This window comes from Corynebacterium sp. HMSC08A12, from assembly GCF_001807485.1.
In the GTDB taxonomy this organism is placed as follows: domain Bacteria; phylum Actinomycetota; class Actinomycetes; order Mycobacteriales; family Mycobacteriaceae; genus Corynebacterium; species Corynebacterium evansiae.
Genome location: NZ_KV789173.1, coordinates 56,314 through 72,372, shown reverse-complemented (window position 1 = coordinate 72,372; position 16,059 = coordinate 56,314). Strand labels below are relative to the sequence as shown.

At 63.0% G+C, this 16,059-nt stretch carries 13 protein-coding genes and 1 pseudogene; 10 read left to right on the top strand and 4 right to left on the bottom strand.

Annotation, left to right across the window (positions count from 1 at the left end; genetic code table 11):
- The first annotated feature begins 20 nt into the window (after window positions 1–20).
- The 8 genes from HMPREF3166_RS04910 to HMPREF3166_RS04875 all read left to right on the top strand — a co-directional run bounded on the left by HMPREF3166_RS04910 (window position 21) and on the right by HMPREF3166_RS04875 (window position 10,189).
- Window positions 21–938, top strand: a complete 918-nt coding sequence (locus HMPREF3166_RS04910; protein WP_070487996.1) for a TatD family hydrolase — start codon at window positions 21–23, stop codon at window positions 936–938.
- A 313-nt stretch (window positions 939–1,251) separates the two neighbouring features.
- Window positions 1,252–2,427, top strand: coding sequence for a resuscitation-promoting factor (locus HMPREF3166_RS04905; protein ID WP_070487942.1), 1,176 nt, complete (start codon window positions 1,252–1,254; stop codon window positions 2,425–2,427).
- A gap of 104 nt (window positions 2,428–2,531) precedes the next feature.
- Window positions 2,532–3,482 (top strand): 16S rRNA (adenine(1518)-N(6)/adenine(1519)-N(6))-dimethyltransferase RsmA, encoded by a 951-nt coding sequence (rsmA, locus tag HMPREF3166_RS04900; protein ID WP_034988185.1) that lies wholly within the window; start codon window positions 2,532–2,534, stop codon window positions 3,480–3,482.
- Window positions 3,479–4,564: a 4-(cytidine 5'-diphospho)-2-C-methyl-D-erythritol kinase gene (locus tag HMPREF3166_RS04895; RefSeq protein WP_035004468.1), complete on the top strand. Its 1,086-nt coding sequence runs from the start codon at window positions 3,479–3,481 to the stop codon at window positions 4,562–4,564. Before rsmA ends, HMPREF3166_RS04895 begins: the two co-directional genes overlap by 4 nt.
- A complete protein-coding gene (locus HMPREF3166_RS04890) occupies window positions 4,557–6,419 on the top strand; it encodes an ABC-F family ATP-binding cassette domain-containing protein (RefSeq protein WP_070487940.1) in 1,863 nt (620 codons plus the stop codon). The genes HMPREF3166_RS04895 and HMPREF3166_RS04890 overlap by 8 nt, the downstream gene beginning before the upstream one ends.
- Window positions 6,406–8,259, top strand: coding sequence for an alpha/beta hydrolase (locus tag HMPREF3166_RS04885; RefSeq protein WP_049049180.1), 1,854 nt, complete (start codon window positions 6,406–6,408; stop codon window positions 8,257–8,259). The genes HMPREF3166_RS04890 and HMPREF3166_RS04885 overlap by 14 nt, the downstream gene beginning before the upstream one ends.
- A gap of 90 nt (window positions 8,260–8,349) precedes the next feature.
- Window positions 8,350–8,679: a putative quinol monooxygenase gene (locus HMPREF3166_RS04880; RefSeq protein ID WP_035004463.1), complete on the top strand. Its 330-nt coding sequence runs from the start codon at window positions 8,350–8,352 to the stop codon at window positions 8,677–8,679.
- 28 nt (window positions 8,680–8,707) lie between these two features.
- The gene (locus tag HMPREF3166_RS04875) at window positions 8,708–10,189 is read left to right on the top strand and encodes an L-serine ammonia-lyase (RefSeq protein ID WP_070487938.1); all 1,482 of its coding nucleotides are present in this window, start codon (window positions 8,708–8,710) and stop codon (window positions 10,187–10,189) included.
- Window positions 10,190–10,228: 39 nt separating this feature from the next.
- Here HMPREF3166_RS04875 and HMPREF3166_RS04870 read toward each other — a convergent pair whose 3' ends face one another.
- On the bottom strand, window positions 10,229–11,512 hold the full coding sequence (locus HMPREF3166_RS04870; protein WP_070487936.1) for a glycosyltransferase 87 family protein: 1,284 nt from the start codon (window positions 11,510–11,512) through the stop codon (window positions 10,229–10,231).
- A gap of 110 nt (window positions 11,513–11,622) precedes the next feature.
- On the opposite strand from HMPREF3166_RS04870, the pseudogene ppk2 reads away from it, so the two are divergent.
- Window positions 11,623–12,498 (top strand): annotated as a pseudogene (gene ppk2 / locus HMPREF3166_RS04865) (polyphosphate kinase 2); the annotation flags it as partial.
- Window positions 12,499–12,657: 159 nt separating this feature from the next.
- Window positions 12,658–13,737, top strand: a complete 1,080-nt coding sequence (locus tag HMPREF3166_RS04860) for an enoyl-CoA hydratase/isomerase family protein (RefSeq protein ID WP_083293820.1) — start codon at window positions 12,658–12,660, stop codon at window positions 13,735–13,737.
- A gap of 3 nt (window positions 13,738–13,740) precedes the next feature.
- On the opposite strand, the gene HMPREF3166_RS04855 is transcribed toward HMPREF3166_RS04860, so the two are convergent.
- The 3 genes from HMPREF3166_RS04855 to HMPREF3166_RS04845 all read right to left on the bottom strand — a co-directional run bounded on the left by HMPREF3166_RS04855 (window position 13,741) and on the right by HMPREF3166_RS04845 (window position 16,046).
- A complete protein-coding gene (locus HMPREF3166_RS04855) occupies window positions 13,741–14,487 on the bottom strand; it encodes a nicotinamide mononucleotide transporter family protein (RefSeq protein WP_070487935.1) in 747 nt (248 codons plus the stop codon).
- 161 nt (window positions 14,488–14,648) lie between these two features.
- Window positions 14,649–15,257, bottom strand: a complete 609-nt coding sequence (locus HMPREF3166_RS04850) for a TetR/AcrR family transcriptional regulator (protein ID WP_246816929.1) — start codon at window positions 15,255–15,257, stop codon at window positions 14,649–14,651.
- A gap of 126 nt (window positions 15,258–15,383) precedes the next feature.
- Window positions 15,384–16,046, bottom strand: coding sequence for a TetR/AcrR family transcriptional regulator (locus HMPREF3166_RS04845; RefSeq protein WP_246816928.1), 663 nt, complete (start codon window positions 16,044–16,046; stop codon window positions 15,384–15,386).
- Window positions 16,047–16,059 lie beyond the last annotated feature (13 nt).

Here is a 16,059-nt window from a genome sequence, read left to right as displayed (position 1 = left end):
GGAGCGCTAGGGTAGTGGGCATGGCAAGAAAGAAGCGTCCGACACCCGTTCCGCCCGAGCCGATCGTCCCGCTGTTCGACTCGCATACCCACCTGTGGTCCACAGTGCTGAAGAATCAGCGCCGGCAGGACGTGGTGGGGTCGGACGCAGGGGATAGGACGTTTGGGGAGGAAGATCACCGCCGACTGGTGGGTGAGTTTATGGATCGCGCCTGTGCCGTGGGTGTACGCGGCGTGTGCACCGTCGGCGACGGTATCGAAGAGACGGAGAAGGCCCTGCAGGCTGCGGAGTTCCACGACCGCGTGTGGGCGGCCTGCGCCGTGCACCCGACTAAGGCTCAGACGGTGACGGGGGCAGTGCGCGAGCGCTTGCGCGAGATGGCCTTCCATCCGCGCTGCGTGGCCATCGGCGAGACCGGCCTGGATGCGTATTGGATCGGCAAGGATCCAGGAGACGGGGAGGAAACCCCGAGCATCGAGGTACAGGAAGAGGCACTGCGCTTCCACATCGACCTAGCCTGCGAATCTGGCAAGGCCCTGATGATCCACAACCGCGAGGCCGATGCCGACCTGCTGCGGGTGCTCGCCGACGCGCCGCAGCCGGAGAATGTGATCCTGCACTGCTTTTCCTCCCCGCTGGACGTGGCCAAGGAATCGCTGGATCGCGGCTACGTGCTGTCTTTCGCAGGAAACGTGACCTTCAAGCGCAATGAGGAGCTGCGCGAGGCGGCGCGCATTGCCCCGGCGGAACAGATTCTGGTGGAGACCGATGCGCCCTACATGACCCCTGAGCCTTTCCGGGGTGCGCGTAACGAGCCAGCCTTTGTTGGCTACACCGCCGCCTGCGTGGCGGAGCAGCGGGGGATGGCGCCGCAGGAACTGGGAGAGCTGGTCACCGCGAACGCTCAACGGCTCTACGGGATCGATCTGGGCGCTTAGTGCACACTGTGGTTTTACCGGTATCTCTGCAGGTGTCTCCGCTAGTGAGGTTCCTGTTTCTGGTGTGACGCCAGGTAACGAAAAGGTATAGAAATTAATGCATGTTGGGGGTTGTGGCTGCTGTTACCGCAGCTGTACCCCCATATTTGTGATTTGCGGAACAATTTGGTCTGGATCTTTGTTTAACAAGGATCGTTATCGTATTGTGACAAAAGTTGAGAAAATCGGCGTTCGGGCGCCCCGTTGCTACGTGCACAGAACGTGGCGAAGTTGAAACCTAAAGGGCGTCAGTAACAAGAGAGGCAACGATCTAGTGTCACCGAAGAAGAAGTCCCACCTGCACCGCATTAACAACACCAGCTCCACCCCGCTGCGCATCGCCACGGGTGGCATGCTCGCGACCCTGGTTGTCGGCGGTGGCGTTGCGGTGGCAGGGCAGAAGTCGGTCACTCTGGACGTCAACGGCGACATCATCCAGGCCAGCACCATGTCCGGCGACGTCGAGGGCGCGCTGAAGTCCGCAGGCGTGGAGATCGACAACCGCGCCATGGTCACCCCGGCGCTGGACGAGGCTATCAGCGACAACTCCAAGATCACTGTCCGCAGCGCCCGCACCGTGGCTCTGACTATCGACGGCAAGCAGGAGAAGATCGATACCACTGCACTGACTGTCGGCTCCTTGCTGGACCAGATCGGCCGCAGCGACGCTGCGAGCGAGCTTTCCCAGGCGCGTAACCAGGAGATCCCGCTCGATGGCATGGAGCTGGAGATCGTTACCCCGAAGAAGTTCACCCTGAACGACGGTGGCAAGGACGGCCGCATGAGCCTGCCTGCCCGCACCGTGGGCGAGATCTTCGAGATGCGTGGCACCCCACTGGGCAAGGATGACAAGGTCACCCCGGCCGCCAACACCCCTCTGAAGGAGGGCATGCACGTCGAGGTCACCCGCATCGCCAACCGCGAGGAGACCAAGGTCGAGGAGATCCCGGCTCCGGAGCGTGTGAAGGAAGACCCGAACATGCCCGAGGGCGAGGAGAAGGTCGTAGAGAAGGGCGCGCCGGGCAAGGCTCGCGTTGTTGCGACCGTCCGCACCGTCAACGGCGAAGAGGTTAGCCGCGAGGAGAAGTCCAGCAAGGAGATCGCCGCTCCAAAGGAGCGCGTAATCATCCGCGGCACCAAGAAGGCTGACAAGGCCGACGACAAGGGCTCCAACACCGGCGCGGCAGCCCCGGCTGTGGCCAACGGCTCCGTCTGGGATCAGCTGGCACAGTGCGAGGCCGGCGGCGACTGGTCCATCAACACCGGCAACGGCTTTTCTGGCGGCCTGCAGTTCACCCCGTCCACCTGGGCTGCTTTCGGTGGCACCGAGTATGCACCGGCTGCCCACATGGCTACCCGCGAGCAGCAGATCGCAGTTGCCGAGCGCGTGCAGGCCGGACAAGGCTGGGGCGCATGGCCTGCCTGCACCTCCAAGATGGGTCTGCGCTAAGCCTTAGGCCATTGCCGAGCACTGCCGAGCATGGCTGTGCATAGTTATGCACAGCAGCGCAGCAACCTCGGTTTTTATCGGGCACCAGCTCGACTATCCTGTGAATGGTGAATGAACGGAAGATTCGGCTGCTGGGGCCCAATGAGATCCGGCAGCTCGCCGAGGAACTGGACCTAAACCCCACTAAGAAGCTGGGGCAGAACTTCGTCCACGACCCCAACACGGTGCGCAAGATCGTCAAGGCCGCCGATGTCACCGCGGACGACAACGTGGTGGAGATCGGCCCTGGCCTGGGCTCTTTGACCCTCGCGCTGTTGGAAACCGGCGCGAGCGTTACCGCCGTGGAGATCGATCCGCGCCTGGCCGCGAAGCTGCCCGCCACCCTGGAAGAACAGGGCGCAGGCGAGGCCGATGCGGCGGTGATCCTCAAGGACGCGATGGCGGTCACGGCGCAGGACTTTGCCGACGCTGGACGCCCCCTTCCCACCGCACTGGTGGCGAATCTTCCCTATAACGTCTCCGTTCCCGTGCTCTTGCATATGCTGGAGGAGTTCCCCAGTATCGACCGCGTTCTGGTCATGGTGCAGCTGGAAGTCGCCGACCGTCTGGCCGCCGCTCCCGGATCCAAGATCTATGGTGTGCCCAGCGTGAAGGCTGGTTTCTATGGCTCCGTCACCCGCGCGGCGACCATCGGCAAGAACGTCTTTTGGCCAGCGCCGAAGATCGACTCCGGCCTGGTGCGCATCGACCGCTACGCCGAAGGGGCGGAGCCGTGGGCCGGCGGGCAGTCGGGCGCCGAACAGTTTGACGCAGACCAGGGTGTTGGACAGCTGGATGCCGAGCAGCTGCGCCGCGAGGTCTTCGCTCTGGCAGACGCCGCCTTCCTGCAGCGCCGCAAGACGCTGCGCGCCGCCCTTTCCGGCCACTTCGGCAGCGGCCAGGCGGCCGAAGATGCGCTGCGAAGCGCGGGGATCGACCCGACCCTTCGCGGTGAGAAGCTCTCGACGGAACAGTTCGTGCAGCTGGCCGTGGCTTCGCTGAGGGGTGCGCAATGACTGTTTCCCACATCTTCGGTCCGCAGGAGCCCCAGTACCGCTCCGTCACAGCTAGTGCGCACGGCAAGGTGAACCTGCATCTCGGCGTGGGGCCGGCCCGGGAGGACGGATACCACGAGCTTGACACGATCTTTCAGGCCGTCTCGCTGAAGGAAGAGGTCACCGTCGCGCTGCGGGATGCACAAGGTGCGCAGGACGCACATGATGCCGAAGCTGTACGAGAGGCCGAAGTTGCGCAGGAGGCCGCCGACGCGGCGCCGTGCACCTGGAGTGTCTCCGGCTTCGACAGTCACCTGGTGCCACAGGATTCCAGCAACCTGGCGTGGAAGGCCGTCGCTGCAATCCAGAAACTGGCACGAGACGCGCACGTCCCCTGGGCCGACGAACCCGTGCACATCCACATCGACAAGGGAATTCCCGTTGCCGGCGGAATGGCCGGGGGATCGGCGGATGCGGCAGCCGCGCTGGTTGCGGCGACAGAGCTGTACTTCCCGGACCTGCGTTCCCCGCGCCGCCCGGACGGCGCACAATTGTCCGGCATCGCAGCCGACCTGGGCGCCGACGTGCCCTTCTGCCTGCTCGGCGGCACGGCCCGCGGCACAGGCAAAGGGGAAAACCTCATGCCCGTCATCGCTACGGGCACCTATCACTGGGCCATCGCCACCGACAAGCGCGGCCTATCCACCCCGGAGGTGTTTAGACAGCTGGACCAGCAGCGCGCCGCTGCCTCGGAGGCCAGCCCCAAGGCCGCGCGAGCTGGAAGCCCTGAGGGGCTGATCGCAGCCCTGCGGACAGGAAACCCGGAAGAAGTGGGAAAGCTGCTGGTTAACGACCTGCAGGCCCCGGCCATCAGCCTGCTGCCCAGCCTGCGCGAGACCCTGAAGGCCGCCGAGGAGGCCGGCGCCATCGCCGCAATCGTCTCCGGCTCTGGGCCCACAGTCGCCATGCTGTGCGCATCCGCTGACGACGCGGTGGAGGTCGCGACAGCCGTTAGCGTGGCCGGGAAAGCCAGCTCCACGATGACGACGAGTTCCCCAGCTGCGGCTGCGGGCGTCATAAAAAGGGAAGAAGTACTTGAGTAACCTCATCAACCTAGAAAAAGTCTCGAAGAGCTATGGGCTCAAGACCCTGCTCGACGACGTGAGCCTCGGAGTAGATAGCAACGACCGCATCGGCGTGGTCGGGCTCAACGGCGGTGGCAAGTCCACCCTGCTGAACATCCTGAGCCGGAAGGACGAGCCGGACTCCGGGCGCGTAAGCCACAACAACGACCTGCGCATGGCCATGGTCACCCAGGACGTGTTGCGCGACGCGCCGGAAGACATGACTGTCGCCGGGGCAGTGCTAGAACCGCTGGGTCTGCAGGAATACGAATGGGCCGGCGACCCGAAGGTGCGTAGCGTACTCAACGGGCTGGACATCGCCCGGCTGGGGCTGGATACTCCCGTGCACTCGCTGTCCGGTGGCGAGCGCCGCCGAACCGGCCTGGCCGCCGCGTTGGTGCAGGATCTGGACCTGCTGATCCTCGACGAGCCGACCAACCACCTGGACGTCGAAGGCGTGCAGTGGCTGGCCGAGCACCTGCTGGGGCGCAACACTGCGCTGGTTGTGGTCACCCACGACCGCTGGTTCCTGGATACCGTCGCCAACCACACCTGGGAGGTGCACGACGGCGCGGTGGACGTCTATGAGGGTGGCTACAACGACTGGACTTTCGCCCGCGCCGAGCGCGCCCGGCAGGCGGACGCGGCCGAGCAGCGCCGCCAGAACCTCGCGCGCAAGGAGTTGGCGTGGCTACGCCGCGGGGCGCCCGCGCGAACCTCGAAGCCGCGCTACCGCATCGAGGCCGCGGAATCCCTGATCGCCGACGTGCCGCCGATGCGCAACAAGGTGGAGCTGATGAGCTTCTCAGCGCGCCGCCAGGGCAAGAAGGTCATCGAGCTGGAGAACGCGCGCATCGCCACCCCGGACGGGCGCACCCTGGTAGAGGACCTGACCTGGCGTTTGGGTCCCGGCGAGCGCATCGGCCTGGTGGGGGTGAACGGTTCCGGCAAGACGACCCTGCTGCGCACCCTGGCGGGCGAGGCGCCGCTGGAGCAGGGGCGCCGCGTCGAGGGCAAGACCGTGCGTTTGGGCTGGCTGCGACAGGAGCTGGACGACCTGGACCCCACGAAGCGCCTGATTGAGTCTGTCGAGGATATCGCCAGTTACGTGACCTTCGGCGACAAGGAGATCAGCGCCTCCCAGCTGGCCGAGCGGCTGGGCTTCAGCGCGAAGCGCCAGCGTACGCCCATCGGGGACCTGTCGGGTGGCGAGAAGCGCCGCCTGCAGCTGACCCGCGTGCTGATGGCCGAGCCAAACGTGTTGCTGCTGGATGAGCCGACGAACGACCTGGACATCGACACCCTGCAGGAGCTGGAAAGCCTGTTGGACGAATGGCCCGGCACGCTCGTGGTGATTTCCCACGACCGTTACCTGATCGAGCGCATCTGCGATTCCACCTGGGCGCTGTTCGGCGATGGGCGGCTGACGAACCTGCCCGGCGGCATCGAGCAGTACCTGGAGCGCCGCAAGCAGGAGGCCAGCGATGAGGGGCGCAAGAACACTCTGACCTTCGACGCTGCGGATTCTGGTTCTGGTAGCTCCGGCGCCACCGGTTCTGGCGCTACTTCTTCTGGACGCCCCAGCCTCGGCGCCAAGGAAGTCCACACACTCACCAAGGAAATGAGTGCGCTGGAAAGGAAGATGGCCAAGATCGAGCAGAAGATCAATTCCATCCACGAGAAAATGAACGAGGTGGCGGAAAAGGCAGCTACCGGCGAGCCCGTGACTGACGAGCTAGCCGCGCTGGATAAGGATCTGAAGGCCAACCAGGAAGAACACGGCGAGCTGGAGATGCAGTGGCTGGAGATCGGGGAGAAGCTTGAAGATAGCTGATGTCGCCTCCGCCGCAGAGGAGGAAATCACTGGGAAGCTAAGCGCCGCTAGGGATCAGTGGGAGGCCCACGTGGACCCCGGTGGTGTGATCGTCGGTGCGCTGCTGTTCGCGGCTTCGCTCACGCCTTCGCTGCTGCCGCGCGACTGGCTGTTTCAGGGCGTGGTCGCAGGTATCTCCGGCGGCACCGGCTATACCGTTGGTGTGTTCCTCCACTGGTTGTGGGAAGCCTTCCTGCAACGGCGCTTCAACGAGCCCATGGGACGGGGCCGCCGCAAGGCCCTGGGGCTGCTAGAGAAGCTACAGCATAAGCTGGAGCTCAGCGACCGAGGGATGCGGAAGCTGAAGAATGGCCTGGAGATTGGCTTCGTGGCCGTCGTGATCTTGGCACTACTTGTGTGGGTTTCCTTCGCCGTGCGCTGGCAACGAGAGTTGGCACATTTGATGGACGCGGAGGCTTATACGGCGGCCGAGTTCCTGCTGGTGCTGCCCATCGGCATCGGACTGTGGACGCTGATCGTGCTGGTGGGCAAAGGTCTGCTGTGGCTGATCGAGGCCTTGGAAGATGGCCCCGTGGGGCGCCGCTTGGGTGGGGTTACCCGCCCGCTGTTCGCCTGGCTGGCCGTCGGCATGGCCGTGCTTTTCCTGGTGGATACCGTCGTTCCCGGCACGGTTGTCAGCGCCACCGAACGGGTGTTTTCGGTCCGGGATCAGGAGATTCGGGAAGACCTGGTGCAACCCCAGGTGCCGGAGCGCTCCGGTAGCCCGCAGTCGCCCAACAAGTGGGAGGACCTGGGGGCCTTCGGCACTAGGTTCGTCGGCTTGGGGCTGTACAAGGACGAGTTGGAAGAGCTGACCGGCCGGCCCAGCAAGGAACCCATCCGTGTGTACGCCAGCCTGGAAAACGGTGCAGAGGATACGGATAAAGCCCGGGCGGAAAGCGTAGTCGAGGAGTTGAAGCGGACGGGCGCGAAGGACCGCGAGGCGTTGCTCGTGGTGCCCGCGACCGGCACCGGGTGGGTGAACCCCACGGCCGCCCAGGCCTTCGAGCTGATGTTCGACGGCGATTCCGCGATCGCCTCCGCCCAGTACTCCTACCTGCCCAGTGGCGTGCAGTTCATCGCTGACCAGCAGCGCGTGGAAGACGCGGGAGAGGCGCTGGTCTCCACCATCGTGGACTGGTGGCACACCCTGCCGGAGAACGACCGCCCGAAGCTGTACGTCTACGGCGAATCGCTGGGCACCAACGCGGGCAGCGGGGCATTCTCTGGCGTGCGCGACATCGTCTCTAGCGTGGATGGCCTGCTGTGGGTGGGGCCACCGAACTCAAACAAGCTGTGGCACGACCTGGTGGATCGGCGAGACCCCGGCTCGCCGCAAGTGTCTGCGGAATACGCGGGCGGGCTGAATGTCCGCTTTGCGGAGAACTCCGATGAGATCTGGCGGTGGCGTCGAGAAGAAGACCTGACCTCGCGCGCCGGGTGGCACCAACCGCGAATCCTGTTTATCCAGCACCCTTCGGACCCGGTGGTGTGGTGGTCGCCGTCGCTGATCGCCCAGGAACCCGATTGGCTGAAGGAACCGGCCGGCTTTGACCGCTCGCCGTCTATGTCCTGGATCCCGTTTGTTACCTTCTGGCAGGTCACCATGGACCTCCCGGTTGCGGCCAACGTGCCGAACGGCCACGGGCACAACTACGGCAACAGCGTGCTGGACGGGATGCTGGCGATGGTCGGCGGGAGGGACTTCAACCCGCAGCGCGCCGAGGAGCTTCGTGAGCAGCTGGACGAGGCGATGGAATCGCAAGGCCCGGAGAAGGAAGTCGGCGTGGACAACGGCTAGGGCCGGAGGCAGTACCGAGTGCAGGGACGGGCATGTCGGGTCAGCTGGGCATCTGCCAACACTCGGGTGCACAGCGTAGGGTGGGGCACCATGATCCTTATCAACGTTAAGTACAAGGTCCGCCCCGAGTTCGCCGACAACTTCCTGCAGGAGGTCTCCTGGTTTACCGAGGCCACCCGCGCCGAGGAAGGCAACATCTTCTTCGACTGGTTCCGCGACCCGGAGAACGCAAACGAGTACCTGCTGATCGAGGCTTTCCAGGACGATGCCGACGTCGCCCACGTAGAGTCCGAGCACTTCAAGCGCGCCTGCGACGAGATGCCGAAGTACCTGTTGGAGACCCCGGAGATCATCAACACGAAGATCCCAGGCAAGACCGAGTGGGACCGCATGGCCGAGTTCCGCGTCGAGAATAACTAGCCCGTAGTCTCGCCCCCTTAACACCACTATGACTGTCAGCGTTTTCGACCTCTTCCAGATCGGCGTCGGCCCGTCTTCTTCGCACACCGTCGGGCCGATGCGCGCGGGACTGTCCTTCGCGCGCCGGGTCAAGGCATTTTTGGGGGATGACGCCACGTCTCCCCGCGCCGCCGACTCAGCAACCGAGGAGGGGCTGCGCCCGCTGGGCTCCGACAAGCTGGCCGACGTGGTGAGCCTGCCCGATGAGGGTGAACACCCGCTGAGCATCAGCGTTGTCCTGTATGGCTCGCTAGCCGCTACGGGTGCCGGACACGGCACGCTGGGAGCCTGCCTGCTGGGCCTGGACGGCGCCGATCCGGCGCAGGTCGATCCGGATTACATGCAGTCCCGGCTGGATGAGATCCGCCAGACTCGCACCATTTATCTGGCGGGCGATAAGAGCCTGCCCGTCACCTGCGGTTTCGAAGACATTGTGCTGCGGCCGACCGTGCGCCGTTCGATTCACACGAATGCCATGACGTTCGTGGTCAGTGGCCTGTCGGAGCCGCTGAAGCAGACTTTTTACTCCATTGGCGGTGGCTTCATCCGTACCGAGGAGGAAGTCCCCACCCTGGACGAGCTCAGCGGGCAGTGGCTGTTCGAGTCCGGTGACAAGCTGATCTCCCTGGCGGAGCACGCGGGCATCAGCCTGGGGGAGGTGCAGCGGCGCTGCGAGCAGTCGCTGCGCACCGACGAGCAGATCGATGCGAACCTGGATGCCATCGCCCAGGCCATGCAGGATTGCGCCAAGCGCGGAGTAACCTTCGCCGGAGTGCTGCCCGGAGCCTTGATGGTTCGCCGTCGCGCGAAGCGCTGGTACGACCAGCTGATGGAGGAGGACCCGCACCGCACTGCCGAGTTCTCCGAGGACTGGGTAAACCTGATCGCCTTGGCGGTAAACGAGGAGAACGCAGCTGGTGGGCGGGTGGTCACCGCGCCGACGAATGGCGCCGCGGGAATCATCCCCGCCGTGATGTTCTACGCCCGCGAGTTCACGCCCGCCGGCAAGCAGGACCCCTTCCAGGTGAACCGGCGCTTCCTGCTGGCCGCAGGCGCGGTTGGTTCGTTGTACAAGGAGCGCGCCAGCATCTCCGGCGCGGAGGTCGGCTGCCAGGGCGAGGTCGGCTCTGCGGCCTCCATGGCCGCCGCCGGGCTGGCGGAGGTGCTGGGAGGGTCTCCGCGGCAGGTGGCGAACGCGGCGGAGATTGCGATGGAGCATTCGCTGGGGCTCACCTGTGACCCCATTGGGGGATTGGTGCAGATCCCGTGCATCGAAAGAAACGCCATCAGTGCGGGCAAGGCCATCAACGCCGCCAAGATGGCGATGCGCGGCGACGGGGACCATCACGTCACCCTTGATGAAGTCATTGAGACCATGCGGCAGACCGGCAGGGACATGTCCGAGAAGTACAAGGAAACGGCCGGCGGCGGGTTAGCGACGAACGTCTCCGTCAACGTGCCGGAGTGCTAAAGGCAAGGGGCTTAAATCCCTAAACCCCCCTTAAGCCTCTTAAGCTCCGGCGCTTGCCTCAGAGACTGGGGTCTTGTCGGAAGTCTTGCCGTGGTAAAGCGCGAGGCGAACCGTCATCACTAACAGGGCCAAGATTGTCCACCACAGGTAGGAGTTACCCAGGAGCGCCTGCCAGGCGTTCCACTCGAACTCGCGCTGCTCCTGGAAGGGAACGAAAGCGGTGGGTTCGAAGGCGAAGGCGGCAAAGCCCAAGGCAACCAGGGCAACCCACAGCCAGCGCGGGGTGGCCAGCGGGGAAGTGGGGTCCGCGATCGCGTAGCAGGCCAGGGCCACCAGCAGCACCGGAGCCCACGACCAGTGGTGGTTCCAGGAGATCGGGCTGGCCAGCAGTGCAAACAACGAGTTGACGCACAGCGCGACGACCGGCGCCTGTGCCTCCAGCAGCTTGATCATGACGAAGGTGATGACTGCCAGCGAAACGCACACCAGGACTACCCACAACAAGCTGGAGGAATCATCCGTACGCAGGCCGAAGCGGTACAGCAGACCGTTGATGCTCTGGTTCAGGGCGTATTCGTGGTTGCCGATACGCCCGGTTTCGCGCAGCGTGTGCGTCCAATACTCTAGAGAATCCCGCGGCAGGATCAGCCACGCCAAAGCTGTAGTGCCGAGCGTGCCTACGCCCATGCGCAGGATGGAACCCCAGTCCTTGCGCAGAAGGAACCACAGGCCGAAAACTGCGGGCGTCAATTTGATAGCAACCGCAGCACCCGTGAGCAGGCCGCGGTAGCGACGAGGCACGACGAGCGCATCGACGAAGACCATACCCATCAGCAAAACGTTGATCTGCCCATAGGCCAGGGTGGTGTGGATGGGGCTTAAGTGGATCAGCACAGCGGTGAGGATTACCGCGACCCAGCCTGCGGAGGGGCGATCCAGGCGCGCTGCCGCGTGCACGGTGTGGGCGAGCACCCACCAGGTGACAGTCACCGTGGCGCAGACCAGCAAAACGGCGGCCAGGTTATAGGGCATCACCGTCAGGGGAGTGAACAAGAGGGCCGAAATCGGCGGGTACGTAAACGGCAGATACGTATCGCCGATGATGTGGAAGTGGCCGCTGTAGAGCTCCTGGCCGTCCAGAACGCGCTGGGCTCCCACCCGGTAGACGTCCAAGTCCAGGTTGTAGTGGAAGCCGCGAGTGTTGAAGATCTTCGGTAGGACAGAAAGCACCAGCAGCACACTCAACGCGATCTTAACCGGGAGGTTGATCTTGAGATGTCTGAAGTTTTCCAATCGCGCCGAAGCGACTTCCTTTGTCTGCATAAGGGCTAATTATTGCACTATCTGTGAGGTCGCTCGCGCCCAGGTTTAGTAAGGCCCAAAAGCTAAGAGATTATTAGGCGTTCGGCCTGCGAAGAACTAAGCTTGGAACAATGAGCAATAGACTTCCCAAGCTGGACAAACAGGCCTATGAAAAGGAGCTCAAAAGGCTCCAAGCGGAACTCGTCGAAATGCAGCAGTGGGTGGTGGAAACCGGAGCCCGCATCGTCATCGTGATGGAGGGGCGCGATGCGGCGGGCAAGGGGTCCGCGATTAAGCGCATCACCCAGTACCTCAGCCCGCGCGTCTGCCGCATTGAGGCTCTGCCAGCCCCCAACTCGCGCGAGAAGGGCCAGTGGTACTTCCAGCGCTACATCGAGAAGCTGCCCACCGCCGGAGAGATCGTCATCTTCGACCGCTCTTGGTACAACCGCGCTGGCGTGGAGCGCGTGATGGGCTTCTGCACCACCCAGGAATACCGCCGCTTCCTGCACCAGGCTCCGATCTTCGAGCGCCTGCTGGTTGAGGACGGCATTATCCTGCGCAAGTACTGGTTCTCCGTGTCCGATGAAGAGCAGATCCGCCGCTTCCAGTCCCGCCAGTCCGACCCGCTGCGCCAGTGGAAGCTCTCCCCGATGGATCTGCAGTCCATCACGCGCTGGGAGGACTACTCGCGCGCGAAGGATGAGATGTTCGTGCACACCGACATCCCGTCTGCCCCGTGGTACACCGTGGAGTCCGAGGACAAGAAGCGCTCCCGCATCAACGTGATCAACCACCTGCTGAACACGATCCCGTGGGAGTACGTGGAGAAGAACGTGCCGAAGATTCCGGAGCGCCCGGCATCCGAGTCCACCTACGAGCGCCCGCCGCGCACCCAGTTCCGCTACGTGCCCGACGTGGCGAAGCTGCTGGAGAAGGACCTGTTGAAGAAGCAGGCCGAGGAAGCCAAGCAGGCCAAGGAAGCTGAGTCCGAGGAGAACTCCAAGAAGGATTCGAAGTCCAAGGACAAGGAGGCTGCGGCGTCCAAAAAGAACAAGGGCGACAAAAAGAAGAAGGGCAAGAAGTCCAAGAAGGGCAAGAAATCTAAGTAGACCTTAGATTTAAATTAGGCTGCACTTCCTTGTCGTTCCTGTAATTATGGTGACATGGCAGACAAGAGAAGGAAGCACCCGACGTACGACCCGGATGCGGAAGTAACGACCGTCGTTGCAGGTCACGTCGGGGTTATCGAGCTGAATCGCCCTAAGGCTCTGAATTCCTTAAACGTGGAGATGATCCGCCTAATCCGCGAGGCGGTCGACAAATGGGCCGACGATGATTGGATTCAGTTCATCGTAATCAAGTCGTCCTCCGACCGGGCCTTCTGCGCAGGCGGGGACGTGCGCTACGTGCGGATGCGAGACATGAAGCGCATGTACCGCTTCGGGGACTCCTTCTTTGAGGAAGAGTACGACCTCAACGAGCGGCTGTCGCGGGTAAACAAGCCTGTTATCGCACTGCTGGAGGGCATCGTGATGGGAGGGGGCATGGGCATTTCCATGCATGGCTCGCACCGCGTGATCACTCCGCGCACCCTGGGGGCAATGCCGGAGGCTGCGATCGGGTTTGTGCCCGACGTGGGTATGTCTTACCGGCTGACGCACCTGGATTGCTCGCCCGCAGTGGGGCTCTTTATCGCCGCCACGGGTTGGCGCCTAAGCCCTGCGGACATGTTGTACACCGGCCTGGCCACGAACCTGGTGGCCGATGTGCATGCTTTCGAATCCGACCTGCATTCGGGCGATCTTCCAGAGGCACTGCGGTCTAACGCTCTCGACCCGCAGAAGCTGGAGGAGCCCACGTCTACGCTGCAGCAGCACGCGGAGTGGATCGAGCGGACCTTCGCCGAAGGTACTTGGGCAGACATCGAAGCTCGGATCGTGCGGGATGAGGGTTCTGTTTCGGACGCCGAATTGGCGCAGTTTATAACCAAGGTGACCGATTCCCTGAAGGGTGCCAACCCGGAGAGTCTTGTGGCCACGGTGGAGCTTTTCCGCCGCGCGGAGGGTGCAACGCTGCGCGAGGCGTTGGATATGGAATTCAAGGTCGGTGGCGAGCTGCGCCGGGGGCCGAACTTCATCGAGGGAGTGCGCGCAGTGCTGGAGCACAAGGATCACAACGCGCAGTTCGAGCCGGCTTCCACGGATGACGTGGACGTGGAGAAATGGCGGGCGCTGGTGGGCTAGGTACTAGCTGCTGGCGGCGCTTGCGGCGCCGGTGGTTTTCGTGCGTTGCACCCGCAACCACACGAAGAAGCCCCACAGCACGAACGCGCCGTAGACCACGTATAGCGCCGCGGAGGGGTAGTAGCCCGCGGCGAGCAGCAGCGGTACGCCGACAATATCCACGCCGATCCAGATCAGCCAGAACTCCGTCCAGCCGCGGGCCATGCCGAACGTGGCCAGGATGGAGCCGGTGAAGATCCAGGCGTCTGCCCACGGCCCCCACGAACCTAGCGCGTCGAAGATCAGCGCGAAGACTACGGTGCCGATCACCGCAAAGGCGAGCATGCCGAGGCGTTCCTTGGTGCTGGCCCAGCTGGGCTGCACTGCGGCGCTGTCGGCGGCGGGCTCGCTGACGATGGAGCGGGAGGGGTCGGTGTTATCAGGCTCGCGCATGCCGGCAGTGCGGGCGCGGCTCCATTGATACCAGCCGTACAGCGAGACGATGAGGAACATCACCTGGCGGCCTGCCTGGCCGTAGAGGTCTAGATCCTGTGGGGTGTGGAACAGTCCACCCAGGAACACCGTGAACAGCAGCACATTGCCGACGATTCCCACGGGCCAGGCCCACACCACGCGCTTCATCCCGCCGACGGCGGAGGCTAGGCCGAAGAGATTGCCGATGATTTCGCGCCAGAGGATCGGGTAGCCACCGATGATCAGCGTTGCGTTGAGAAGCGTTGTAAAGATTCCCTCTGATTCCACAGTGCCCATCTTCCCTTATCGGGGTTGGGCAAAGGAAACCGGGTTTGATTCTTGGTGAGGCGACTACTCCTCGTCCTCAATGCGATCGACACGGGCCAGCATGTCGAAGGCCTGGTTGTAGAGCTCCTCGGGGCTGAGGCCACCGGATAGCCGCTCGTTCGCAGCTGCCTCTACGGCGCGCATGGCGATGCTGAAGGAAACATCCAGCAACAGGAATGCCTTGAAGGGGGGGAGAGGTCGGGGGCGACATCGCACAGCGCCTTGGTTCCAGGTTCTGTGAGGGTAGGTAGGTCCACATCCAGGTGTTCGCTGCTGCCCTTATCCTGCGGGTTCTCCAGCATGATGAGCAGAGGCTTGAACTTGCGGATATCCGGGGTGGTGGGATCCACCAGCTCAGAAAATTCGGCCGAGCCCGTCTGGCTAACCGATTCGCCCTGATCAACGTGCGGCGGGAAGCAGTAGATCCACATTGCGTCGCGCATGATGTCCACGATGCGGCCGGTGGGGTGGTCCACCGCAATCTCCCGGATGCGGCAAGCGAAGTGCTCGAAGACCTCGTGCAGGTAGTAGGCGAAGACATCGTCGCGGCGCTCGAAGTAGTTGTGGAATGTGCGCGTGGATACGCCCGCCCGCTTAGTGATGGCCTGGACCGTCGCTTCCTCCGGGCCGTAGCCCATGAACAGCTCAATAGCTGCATCGATGAGATTCTGCTTCGTTTCGGCCTTCTTCTGTTCGCGCCGGGAAGCGGAGGGCTCGGGGATCGTCGAACTCGATGACATGTGAGTGAGAAACCTTTCATTACGCCCAGATGATCCGATTTGATGGATATCGCTCGATGCAGACTAGCGTAGCAAATCTGATATTCACAAAACGGAGGTCAGGTGCTTAATTGTTTCTCATCTCAGCTAGCCGAGCTGGGAAAGCCCGCCCGCTAGTAGTTGGAAAGCGCCTCGAATTTCTTCTTCCGCCGCACGCTCTCCACCCTCGTTGAGTTCCACGTAAACTTTGGGCACAACCATGATCGAATTGATGAGCAACAGCGCGTGGGCGGTGTTGAGCGTCCGACCTTCGCGCTCGCTGTACCGCTGAAAAGCCTGTACGAGCGGAGAGAAGAACTCCACGGCGTTGCGGGGAAGGCCATCGTTCTCTGTGAAAAGCTCTGTACGAGCTTGGGCGGGGATAGAGAGTAAGTGGTCCGCAAGACGGGAGAGGGTTTGAATGCTGTTCGGGCTGCCCGTCGTTCGATTAAAGAAGTCCACCGCGATATTCTCGCCGATCGATATCAATTGTTGCCCAGGTTGTGCGGTATCCACCATTCCAACCATTTCCTCAACGAATTGATTAAGCGTGAACAGTAAAGCAGCCTCTCGATGAGGGAAATAGTTGTGAAAAGTGCGCGGAGAAATATCAGCTCTTTCTGCGATCTTCGCGATGGTAGCATTCTCAACTCCCTCGTTGACTAGTAAGTCAACGGCGGCGTAGGCGATGCGCTCACGGGTTTCGGCTTTCTTGCGATCCCGTAGGCCCGGTGTTGCTGCCTCTACGCTTTTTCCGCCTTCGAAGCTCACTTTCACAACTTTT